This is a genomic window from Nocardia amikacinitolerans NBRC 108937 (genome assembly GCF_001612615.1).
Classification (GTDB): domain Bacteria; phylum Actinomycetota; class Actinomycetes; order Mycobacteriales; family Mycobacteriaceae; genus Nocardia; species Nocardia amikacinitolerans.
In genome coordinates, this window is sequence record NZ_BDAU01000020.1 from 31429 (window position 1) to 42028 (window position 10600).

The following is a 10600-nucleotide window of genomic DNA, read 5'->3' on the forward strand; positions in this document are numbered from 1 at the left end:
GCGGGTCCTGCGGGTGCGCTGCGCGGCGGTCGCCTACTGATCGCGCTCCCTACGCTCGGATGTTAATGGGGCGAACCGGACGGTGGACCGCTCATTGACCGCCGAGTCGCGCGTGCATCTCCCAGACCAAGATCTCGGCAGGACCGTGCGCGGTGATCCGCTGACCGCCGCTGCGCGTCAGCCGCACGGCGTCGCCCTCGTACAGCGGGCCGACGCCCTCCATCTCCACCTCGCCGCGGGCGACGAACAGGTGCAGGTACGGCGCGTCGGGCAGGTCGATCACCTGCGGTGCGGCGCCCGGCTCCGCGCCTGGCATGCGGGCAACGTGCAGTGCGGAGTGGCTGCTGTTGATGGCGATCGCGGCGCGTTCGCGGTATCGCGGCAGGCCCGAGGCCACCGTGACGAGACCGCCGCCCGCCAGCTCGTCGTCTATTTCCAGCTGCTGGTAGCCGGGGGTCAGGCCCGGCTCGTCGGGCACGACCCACATCTGCACGAAATGCACGGGCTCCTGGTGCTCGGCGCTGTCGTCCAGCCGCCAGGAGTCGTTCTTCTCCGAATGCAGGATGCCGGTGCCGGCGCTCATCCGCTGGGCGAGGCCGGGGTAGATGACGCCACTGTGACCGAGCGAGTCCTGGTGCACCAGGCTGCCGCCGAGCACCCAGGTGACGATCTCCATGTCACGGTGCGGATGGGTGTCGAAACCCTGCCCGGGCAGCACGATGTCCTCGTTGTTCACCAGCAGCAGGCCGTGGTGGGTGTTCTCCGGGTCGTAGTGCTCACCGAACGAGAACGAATGCTTCGAATCCAACCAGGACACCCGCGTTTTCATGCGGTCGCCGCCACGGTGGATATCGATGTGAGGCGTCGTGAGTGTGGACATCAGGGTCCTCCTCTCTCCGACCGTGCACCGATCACCTTTCAGGGTAGGAGCACTCGAGGTCGCGGCACTCCTGATTCCTAGTAAATTGTCCAGCACTCGGCATTTTACGCGAGCGACCAGCGGGTGAACGGCAGGCGAGCAGTACCTACCGGTGCGGTGAAGCGGGGACGGGACACGTAGGGTTACCGGCGACGGAGCCCCTTCCCGACGGCACCGGGTTCGTAACACGAAGCGCCCCAACGGAACCGGAGGTGAGAGCCGAATGCGACCGGAAGCGCTCGATCGCATCGAGCGACAGCTCCGCGCCGAGGCGCGCCGCGACGGCATCAGCGACTTCGTGGTCGGCGTCGCGGTCTTCCGCGACCGCAAGCTGCTCGTGGTCCGGCGGGTGCCCGACGACTATCACGGGGGCATGTACGAACTGCCCGGCGGCGGCGTGGAATCGGGGGAGACCTTCGCCGAGTGCGTGGTGCGGGAGCTGTTCGAGGAGACCGGGCTGCGGGTGCGCACCATCACCGAGTTCCTCGGCGGCATCGATTACGCCACCCGCACCAAGCCGCGGGTGCGCAAGTTCAGCTTCCTGGTCGAGGTTGAGCCCGGCGACGTGGCACTCGCGCCCGGCGAACACGACGCCTTCGCCTGGATCGACGCGAGCGCGCTCGACGAACTTCCGATGACGACGGATATGCGGGCGGCGGTCAGTTCCCTGGTCAGCTCCGGCTGAGGAAAGCAGGGCACAATCAAGGCGGTGTCGATCGGTCGCCAGGAAGACAGCCCGCCCGCCGACGCGCCGCGCGTTCCGTTGCGCACGGCGCTTCGCGAGAGTCCAGGCGTGCTGCGGTTGGCGATCGTGCGCTTCGCCGGACAGTTCGGCGACGGGATGTTCCAGGCCGCGCTTTCCGGGGCGATCCTGTTCAACCCCGAGCGCGAGACCGATCCGCTGGCCATCGCCGCGGGCTTCGCCGTCCTGCTGCTGCCGTATTCGCTGATCGGGCCGTACGCCGGTGCGCTGCTGGACCGCTGGGACCGGCGCGCGGTGCTGCTCGTAGCCAACGTGCTGCGCGGCGTGCTGATCGGCGTGACGAGCGTCGGCCTGGTCGCCGGGATCGCCGAACCGCCGCTGCTGTTGCTCGCGCTCGCCGTGGTCGGCATCAGCAGATTCGTGATGGCGGGTGTCTCGGCGGCGTTGCCGAAGGTGCTCGCGCAGCAGTGGCTGGTGCCGATGAATTCGGTGCTCGCCACCGTCGCCTCCGGCTGCGCGGGTGCGGGCGCGGCGATCGCGGTGGCCGTCATCGGAGTGATCGGGGCGGGCGATTTCGCCTCCGCCGTCGCCGTCGCGATCAGCGGCGTCGGCTCGGTGCTCGGTGCGTTGCTCGCGGCCGGATTCCGGCACGGCGTGCTCGGACCGGAGGACGGAAGTGCGGTCCACGAGGGGACCGTGCACGCGATCCTCACGGGGTTGCGCACCGGGGCGCGGGCGGTGTGGCAGTCGGTCTCGGTGACGACGGCGATGGTCGGCATCGGCACGCACCGCGTGGTGTTCGGCGCGAACACGCTGATCATGGTGCTCGTACTGCGGCAGGCGCCCGAGGGTTCGGGTCTGAGCAGCGGCCTGATCGGGTTCGGCGTGGCGATCGCCGCGACAGCGGGCGGCATGCTGGTCGCCGCCGTGGTCGCGCCGCTGGTGATCCCGCGGTTGGGTCGTTCGCGCACGGTGGTCGCGGGGCTCGTCGCCGCGACGATCGTGCAGCTGACCTTGGTGACGCCGATCGCCGTCGCCGAGGCGGGCGCGGCGGCCGAGCGCGCGCATCATCTGCTGCTCGTGGGCGCCTTCCTGTTCGGGCTGGCCGGGCAGACGATCAAGCTCACCGGCGACGCCACCATGCAGATAGATATCGACGACGCCAGGCGCGGACAGGTGTTCGCCCTCCAGGACACGGTCTTCAACATCGCGTTCGTCCTGGCCATCGCGCTGGCCGCGCTGGTGGTCCCGGACGACGGGCGATCGCTGCCCGTGGTGGTCGCGGGCGCGGTCGGATACGGGTTGGGGATTCTGGCGATCGCGTGGAACAGCAGGCGGCGAGCCAAGGCGTAGGACCGCGGCCGGTGGCGGGCAGCAGGTGGCACAGCACGCGATCGATCCTTCCCCGGACGCGCTACCGTGCCGGTCGTCGGCGCGTGGCCTGCGGTAGGGCCTGGCGTTTCCGCCCGAGCGCAGCATTGCGGAGAAGCCGACCGATCAGAAGCGCGAACCCTAGAGATCCGTTGTTGCGGCTGGTAATTCGGTGTTCGGCGCGGTCTCCGTCTTCGGCGGGACCCCTTCGGGCGGGCGGTTCGACCAGATCGGGTGCTCGCCCAGCTGCGCCGAATCGTACGGCGGCTCAAACCTATTGGGCGGAATCGGCTGATCCACCGCGCCGCCGTGGACGGTCGGCTCCGGCGCGATCGGGTAGTCGGCGAGCGCTTCGGTGACCGCTGGATCGGCGGCGTTCTGCGGGGCGGCGAGCGGGTCGGGGCCGGTGCGCACGATCCAGTCGAGCGGTTCGCTGTTCGCGTCGGCGGCCGCGCCGGTGATCTGGTGGTTCCAGGTGCCGAGGCCGGTGGGGTCGGTATAGAAGTGGTCGAGCACCCCGTCGTCGTCCAGGTCCAGCGCGGCGACGTCGGCGATGCCGGTGCCGTGCGAATCCCACAGGGCGTCGTCGGCGAGGCCGTCGCCGTCGAAATCCATTTGGATGGCGTCGGCCGTGCCGGTGCGGGCCAGGTCGAGATCGGCGGGTGACGACCAGACGTGGACGGCGCCGTCGCCCGTCCCGAAGCCGTACTCGATGTCGTTCATATCTGCTTGGACGCGACCCGCCCTGATCCGGTTCCCTCGCGATTCCGATCGGCTCCGCACGGCGCCCGGCCGCGGGCCGTCGGTTCCGGTAAGTTGATCACGCTGCGACCGATTCGACCAGGGAGTCAACAGGTATGGGAGCGCTGCCGCGGAAGCTGGAATCCCCAGCGCTCTTCGGCGTGCTGCTCGCCGGCGTGCTCTCTGTCCCCGCGCCCGTGCAGGCCGCGCCGCACCCGTGGGCGCCGCCGCCGGTGAACAGGTGCGGCGAAACGGGTTTCGATCCGCTGGCCCGCGAGCCCGATCCGAGCCTGCCGCCGCCACCTCCGATCGTGATCCCGCCGCAGATCGATATCCCCGTGCCGATACCGGAGATCACGCCGGTGCCGGTGCCGGATCCGCCGCAGGACAAGACCAGGATCGTGCCGGAGCCGCTGCCCGAGGATCCGTGCCGCAACCCGTGCCCCGACATCCGGGACACGCCGAAGCCGGATATCGAAGCGGCGGACCCGGAGACGCCCGAGGCCCCCGCTCCCGGCGGCACCGGATCGAGCTCCGGCAGCGGCAGCGGTTCCGGCTCGGGCAGCGCGGACACCGGCAGTGCGGGTTCGGGAAGCGGTTCCGGTTCTGGCAGCGGTTCCGGCGACGGCGGAATCCAGTTGCCGCGCATCGAGTTCCGTCCCGAGATCGAGCCGATCCCGATTCCGGTGCCTGGCGGTCCCGGCGACGAGCCGCAGCCCGCGCCGCCGCCGGTCGTGCACCCGATCGAACCGGGACCGGTCGCCGAGGCCGTCGTCGCGCCGTGGGTCGGGGAGGTCGACCTGGTCGGCCAGGTCACCGGTCACGGCTCGAACAACCGCACCGATATGCGCTGGCAGGTCGACGGCACCGACCTCGGCCTGATGTGGGAGACCAAGCCAGGCGAGGTCGCCGTCGTCTTCGGCGACACTTTCGGCGAGGGCTGGGTGACCGGTGGGGCGGGCGGCCCGGACTGGCGAAGCAACGTGCTGGCCTACAGCACCGACCGCGACCTCTCCGACGGTCTGACGCTGGACACCATGGTGCAGGACAGCCGCTGCCACGCGGCGGAGATCCTGAGCAGCCGCAAGATCAAGAACTGGGAGACCACCGTCATCCCGACCTCCGGGTTCGCGATCGGGAATCGCCAGTACCTGAGCTATATGTCGGTGAACAAGTGGAGCCGCGTGCCAGGCATGTGGTTCACCAACTACGGCGGCATCGCCTACTCCGACGACAACGGAAGCACCTGGACCAAGGATCAGCACGCCAGGTGGGACAACCTCTTCGGCATGGGCCGCTTCCAGGTCGCGGCCATGGTCCCGCAGGGCGACTACGTCTACATGTTCGGCACGCCCAACGGCCGGGTCGGCATTGTCGGCTTGGCGAGGGTGCCGAAGGATCAGGTGCTCAACAAGACCGCCTACCAGTACTGGGTGAACGGCGCATGGGCTCCCGCGATCGAAAACCACGCGACGCCACTGTTTCTCGGCATCGCGAGCGAGGTCTCGGTGCGCTACGACGCGGCCACCGAGAAGTGGCAGATGGTGTATCTGGATTCCGCGCAGGGCGCCATCGTGCTGCGCGAAGCCGCCGCGCCGCAGGGCATCTGGACCGACACGGTGCCGCTGGTGAACACCTCGGACTACCCGAAGGCCTACGGCGGCTTCATCCACCCGTGGTCCTCGGGCCGGGACCTGTACTTCACCATCTCGGCTTGGGACACCTACAACGTGTACCTGATGCGCGCCGACGTCGGCACGCCCAAGTGATTCAGCCCGCGCGCCGAAACCGCAGTCGCTGACCGGGTCTGGCCTGCGCCACCGCGTCGACATCGGCGTCGAGCACCACCGCGATCACCGGATAGCCGCCGGTGATGGGGTGGTCGGCGAGAAAGATCACCGGCTGGCCGCTCGGCGGCACCTGAATCGAGCCGAGGGCCATGCCCTCGGTGCGCAATTCGCCGGTGATCCGCCTGCGCAGCTCCGGGCCGCCGACGTGGTCGATGCGGGCGCCGACGCGGTCGGTGTCGGGGGAGACCGCCCACTCGGCCGCGAAAAGCGCTGCGGCGTCCTCGAACCAGTCGTCCCGCGGGCCGAGCAGCGCGCGCACCATGACGACGTCGGCGGGTGGCGCGTCGACCGGCGCGACGTCGACGAGGGGCAACGCACGCGGAACGGGCCCGATCGGCAGCCGATCGCCCGGGCGCAGCGGTTCCGGTCCGATGCCGGAGAGAGTGTCGCGGCTGCGCGAGCCGAGCACCGGCGCGACGTCGATGCCGCCGCGCACGGCGACGTAGCTGCGCAACCCGTTCGCCGCGAAGCCGAGCCGAAGTGTCTGTCCCTCTTCGATTTCCAGCACGCTGGCGTGGCCGACCGGGATGCCGTCCAGCACCGCCTGGGCCGGCGCGCCCGCGACCGCGACGGTGTGGTGCCGCTCCGCGCGCAGCACCAGCCCGCCGAGCAGCACCTCGATCGCCGCGGCGTCCTCCGGATTGCCGACCAGGCGATTGGCCAGCCGCAACGACGCGCGGTCGGCCGCGCCCGAGACCCCGACGCCGGAATCGAACCAGCCGGGGCGACCGAGATCCTGGATGGTGGCCAGCGGGCCGACCCATTCGACGAGCATCATTCGGCCACCTCGAAACGAACGAGCCCGCCTGCCCTGATCAGCGCGGGCGGATCCCGGTCGACGTCCCACATCGTCAGATCGGTGCGGCCGATCAACTGCCACCCGCCGGGTGTACTGCGCGGATACACCGCGGAGAAGCCGCCCGCGAGGGCGACCGCGCCTGCCGGTATGGACGTGCGGGCGGTATCCCGGCGCGGCACAGTGAGTCTCCCGTCGGGGGACTCGAGATATCCGAAACCCGGCGCGAATCCGACGAACGCGCACCGCCACACCGTGCCGGTGTGCGCGGCGATCACCTCGTTCTCGGTCATGTCGAGCAACTCGGCGACATCAGCCAGATCCGTGCCGTCATAGCGCACCGGGACGACCAGCGGTTCGGGAGAGACGTTGTGCGGCAATGTTCCACGGGAAACATCGCCCGAATCAGCCTGCTGCTGCGAGTTTTCCAGCAAGGCGCAGATCTCGCGGCGCACCGCTTCGGCGTGGTCGCTGGAGGACAGCGTCACCAGAACGGTTTCCGCGGCGGGCAGCACGTCTTGCACACCCGCCGGTGCGCTGACCCGCAGAGCCTCGGCCAACCATGCGGCGCGCGCGGGTTCGTCGGGCGTGACGAGCAGCGCCCGGTCTCCGGCGGCGCGAATGTATCGCAGCCAGGGCGATTTCGGCTCCCTCATCTGGCGCTCCGATCACCCGAACGACGCGACCGGCACACCCGATTCCGCGAGCGCGGCGCGAATCCGCCGCGCCATCTCGACCGCGGCAGGCGTGTCGCCGTGCACACACAGGCTCGCGGCGGAGACCGCGACGTCGCCGCCGTCCACGGTCCGCGCCTTACCCGTCGTCGCGATCGAAATCGCCTGGGCGACAGCTTCGTCGGCGTGCAACACCGCACCGGGCAGTCCGCGCGGCGCGAGCGATCCGGTCGGGGTGTACGCACGGTCGGCGAATCCCTCGCCGACGAACCGGACCTTCGCCTCGGTAGCGGCCGCCTCGAGCTCGGTTCCGGACGGGCCGAGCAGCGCGAGCTCGGTGTCGTACTCGGTCATCGCGGTGAGCAGCGCTTCGGCCAGCTCGCCATCCGCCGCGGCGGCGTGATACAGCGCACCGTGCGGCTTCACATAGCGGACCCGATCGCCCGCGGCCTTGGCGAAGGCGTCGAGCGCACCGATCTGGTACAGCACCTCGTCGCGCAGCTCGGCGGGCGCGACCGCGATCGCGCGCCTGCCGAAACCGGCCAGATCCCGGTACCCGACGTGCGCGCCGATCCGCACCCCCTTGCGCACCGCCGTCGCGCAGGTGGCCCGCATGATCGACGGATCGCCCGCGTGGAAGCCGCAGGCGATGTTGGCGCTGGTCACGATGTCGAGCATCGCCGCGTCGTCGCCCATCGTCCACGGGCCGAAGCCCTCGCCGAGATCGCTGTTGAGATCCAGCGCCATCGGTGTCCTCCCGCCGTCGAACCTGCGTGCCCGTGACATTCTCGTCCTCGCGCGGCGCGCGGGCCAAAGAATCGGCAGACCCGCGCCCTCCTGCGCGGATGGTCGCACCGCTCGACGGCAAGTACTCTCGGAGCAATCATGGCCACGTATTTCGATCCGAAGTCATGGTCACCGCTGCGGGCCGTCGACTTAGGCAAGCGCCTCTTCGATCAGTCCTGGCTGGAGCAGTGGATCGCGACCACCACCTCGTGGGTGGATCCCGTTGTCGACCTCGGCTCTGGCACGGTCACCGCGCTGATGCCGGACGTGCTGATGACGGTGCTGAGCGAAGGCATTCTCAGCCGGTTCGGCGGGCAAGAGGTGCACGCCACACTGCTCGGCCACGAGGTCAACGCGACATTGCAGGTGCTGAAGGTCCGCAGGCGCGGTGCGCACTTCCAGACCAAGACGGTGTTGTCGCGGCTGAGCTGGGACGAGCATCCGATCGAAGCGGTCACGGTGATCGCGCACGGCGTGCGGCTGATCCCCGGTGTCCCCACCAAGTTGCGGGCCGCACAGCTCGACCTGGAGGGCACCGTCACCACGGCGGCCCTGGTCGGCTGGCTGAACACCCAGCCGCTGGACTGGCGGCTGAGCGTGCACGAGACCGGCCTGATCCGCGCCGAGCACCGAAGACGCAGGCTGACCGCGCTGGTCGACGCCGAGGTCGAGAACAACCTGCTCACCATCGAGATCCACCGGGCCAACTGGCTCGGCCTGCGGATACCGCGGCGGATGATCACCGCGCCCGCGATCCTGCTGGAGAACCTGCCGCGGCACGCGCGCATCGCGCGGGCCGCAAGGGACGGTGACCTGGTCCGGTTCCGCGTCGACCTGCCCGAGACGACCGGCTCGTTCGATCTCGCGCAGATCCGCGACGCGATCGTCGCGGGCACCACGCTCATCGTCTTCTGAGCGCCGAAAACCTGGTCAGCTCTGTGTCTTCCACCATTCCAACAGCGCCGCCTCGGCCTCGTCGCGCGTCATCGGGCCGCGGTCCAGGCGCAGCTCCTTGAGATAGCGCCATGCCTTGCCGACCTCGGGACCCGGCCGCAGGCCGAGCAGCTCCATGATCGCGTTGCCGTCCAGGTCGGGGCGGACCTTGGCCAGGTCCTCCTCCTGCTGGAGTCGTTCGATGCGCGTCTCGAGGTCGTCGTAGGTGGCGCGCAGGGCGGCGGCGCGGCGCTTGTTGCGGGTGGTGCAGTCCGCGCGCACCAGCTTGTGCAGCCTTGGCAGCAGCTCGGCGGCGTCGGTGACGTAGCGGCGCACCGCGGAATCGGTCCACTGCCCCTTGCCGTAGCCGTGGAAACGCAGGTGCAGGAAGACCAGCCGGGCCACGTCCTCGGTGAACTGCTTCGGGTACTTCAGCGCACGCATCCGCTTGCGCACCATCTTGGCGCCGACCACCTCGTGGTGGTGGAAGCTGACGCCGCCGCCCGGCTCGTTGCGCTTGGTGTCCGGCTTGCCGATGTCGTGCAGCAGCGCGGCCCAGCGCAGCACCAGGTCCGGATCGCCGTCCTCCAGGTCGATCGCCTGTTGGAGCACGGTCAGCGAATGCCAGTAGACGTCCTTGTGCTGGTGATGCTCGTCGATCTCCAGCTTCATGGCGGGCACCTCCGGCAGCACCCGCTGGGCCAGACCGGTCTCGCACATCACATTGATGCCGTCGATCGGATGCGCGCCACCGATCAGCTTGTCCAGTTCGACGCGCACCCGCTCGGCGGTGATGCGATCGATCTCACCCGCCATGGCCTCGATGGCCGTGCGCACCCGCGGGGCGAGTTCGAAACCGAGCTGGGAGACGAAGCGGGCCGCCCGCAGCATGCGCAGCGGATCGTCGTTGAACGAATCCTCCGGCGCCGCAGGCGTATCCAGCACACCCTCGAGCAGCGCGTCCATGCCGCCGAGCGGATCGATGAACTCGAGCGAGCCGTCCGCGGCGATCTTCACGGCCATCGCGTTGACGGTGAAATCGCGGCGCACCAGGTCGCCTTGCAGGGTGTCGCCGAAGGTGACCTCGGGATTGCGCGAGACCCGGTCGTAGGTGTCGCTGCGGAAGGTGGTGATCTCCAGCTGCTGATCGTCCTTGGCCGCGCTGACCGTGCCGAACGCCAAGCCGCCGGTGTCCCACAGGTGATCGGCCCAGCCGCGCATCAGCTCCTGCACCTGCTCCGGTCGCGCGCTGGTGGTGAAGTCCAGATCGGTGCCGAGCCGCCCGAGCACCGCGTCGCGCACGCTGCCGCCAACCAGGTACAGCTCGTGCCCGCGCGCCGCGAACAGTTCGCCGAGCGGCGTCAGCACATCGGCGAGTCCGCCGAGGGTGACCGCCGCCGCGGCAAGCAACCGGGTACGCCGATCCTCGGAAGGCAACGGGGCTGGATCGGTCACTTGCGCATCCTCGGACTTGGACGAAACCACGAAGCAGCAGCTTACCGAGGCGGGAAAAGTGGAATTCGGGCACGCGACCGAACGCGGGCATCGAACGGCCGGTGACGTACATTCCACCTGACAGGCAATGGTGATCCCGCTCCGGACAATCCCGCTGACGAACAGAGCATTCACGCACTGCCGACCACCCCGAGGGCGAGTCTTACGAGCCCCGTTCGCGCCCGTCTCGCTTCCGAGTGGTCCAAGCGCATGCGACGCAGTCGTGAGCTCGACCGCTAGCCAGTCAGTCGCAGGGATCGGAAAAGAACGGAACATCACATCCCCACCCACCCACCACGGAGCGAGCCCGACGAGCGACCGTTCGCGGCCGTC

The 10600-nt window shown here is 69.5% G+C and carries 10 protein-coding genes; 4 read left to right on the top strand and 6 right to left on the bottom strand.

Annotated features, from left to right (window positions below):
* Window positions 1-91: 91 nt before the first annotated feature.
* Complete coding sequence (locus NAM01S_RS16825; protein ID WP_067786291.1) at window positions 92-880, bottom strand: pirin family protein; 789 nt, start codon at window positions 878-880, stop codon at window positions 92-94.
* A 262-nt stretch (window positions 881-1142) separates the two neighbouring features.
* Here NAM01S_RS16825 and NAM01S_RS16830 point away from each other — a divergent pair, with 262 nt between their 5' ends.
* Together NAM01S_RS16830 and NAM01S_RS16835 are read left to right on the top strand one after the other, a co-directional pair.
* Window positions 1143-1604: an NUDIX hydrolase gene (locus NAM01S_RS16830; protein WP_067786293.1), complete on the top strand. Its 462-nt coding sequence runs from the start codon at window positions 1143-1145 to the stop codon at window positions 1602-1604.
* Between the two features lie 24 nt (window positions 1605-1628).
* Window positions 1629-2975: an MFS transporter gene (locus NAM01S_RS16835; RefSeq protein ID WP_084483013.1), complete on the top strand. Its 1347-nt coding sequence runs from the start codon at window positions 1629-1631 to the stop codon at window positions 2973-2975.
* Window positions 2976-3134: 159 nt separating this feature from the next.
* On the opposite strand, the gene NAM01S_RS16840 is transcribed toward NAM01S_RS16835, so the two are convergent.
* Window positions 3135-3716 (bottom strand): hypothetical protein, encoded by a 582-nt coding sequence (locus tag NAM01S_RS16840; protein WP_067786295.1) that lies wholly within the window; start codon window positions 3714-3716, stop codon window positions 3135-3137.
* 134 nt (window positions 3717-3850) lie between these two features.
* On the opposite strand from NAM01S_RS16840, the gene NAM01S_RS16845 reads away from it, so the two are divergent.
* The gene (locus NAM01S_RS16845; RefSeq protein ID WP_067786297.1) at window positions 3851-5503 is read left to right on the top strand and encodes a glycoside hydrolase family 183 protein; all 1653 of its coding nucleotides are present in this window, start codon (window positions 3851-3853) and stop codon (window positions 5501-5503) included.
* Window position 5504: 1 nt separating this feature from the next.
* Here NAM01S_RS16845 and NAM01S_RS16850 read toward each other — a convergent pair whose 3' ends face one another.
* From NAM01S_RS16850 to NAM01S_RS16860, 3 genes are read right to left on the bottom strand one after another with little or no spacing between them, the layout of a single operon-like run.
* Window positions 5505-6362, bottom strand: a complete 858-nt coding sequence (locus NAM01S_RS16850) for a 5-oxoprolinase subunit C family protein (RefSeq protein WP_067786299.1) — start codon at window positions 6360-6362, stop codon at window positions 5505-5507.
* Window positions 6359-7036: a 5-oxoprolinase subunit B family protein gene (locus NAM01S_RS16855; RefSeq protein WP_067786301.1), complete on the bottom strand. Its 678-nt coding sequence runs from the start codon at window positions 7034-7036 to the stop codon at window positions 6359-6361. The genes NAM01S_RS16850 and NAM01S_RS16855 overlap by 4 nt, the downstream gene beginning before the upstream one ends.
* Before the next feature lie 12 nt (window positions 7037-7048).
* The gene (locus tag NAM01S_RS16860; RefSeq protein ID WP_067786303.1) at window positions 7049-7801 is read right to left on the bottom strand and encodes a LamB/YcsF family protein; all 753 of its coding nucleotides are present in this window, start codon (window positions 7799-7801) and stop codon (window positions 7049-7051) included.
* Between the two features lie 138 nt (window positions 7802-7939).
* Between NAM01S_RS16860 and NAM01S_RS16865 the strand changes: the two genes are divergently transcribed.
* On the top strand, window positions 7940-8755 hold the full coding sequence (locus tag NAM01S_RS16865; RefSeq protein WP_067786305.1) for a hypothetical protein: 816 nt from the start codon (window positions 7940-7942) through the stop codon (window positions 8753-8755).
* 15 nt (window positions 8756-8770) lie between these two features.
* Here the strand turns inward: NAM01S_RS16865 and NAM01S_RS16870 are convergent, their stop codons facing one another.
* A complete protein-coding gene (locus NAM01S_RS16870; RefSeq protein WP_067786412.1) occupies window positions 8771-10228 on the bottom strand; it encodes a CCA tRNA nucleotidyltransferase in 1458 nt (485 codons plus the stop codon).
* Between the last annotated feature and the right edge of the window lie 372 nt (window positions 10229-10600).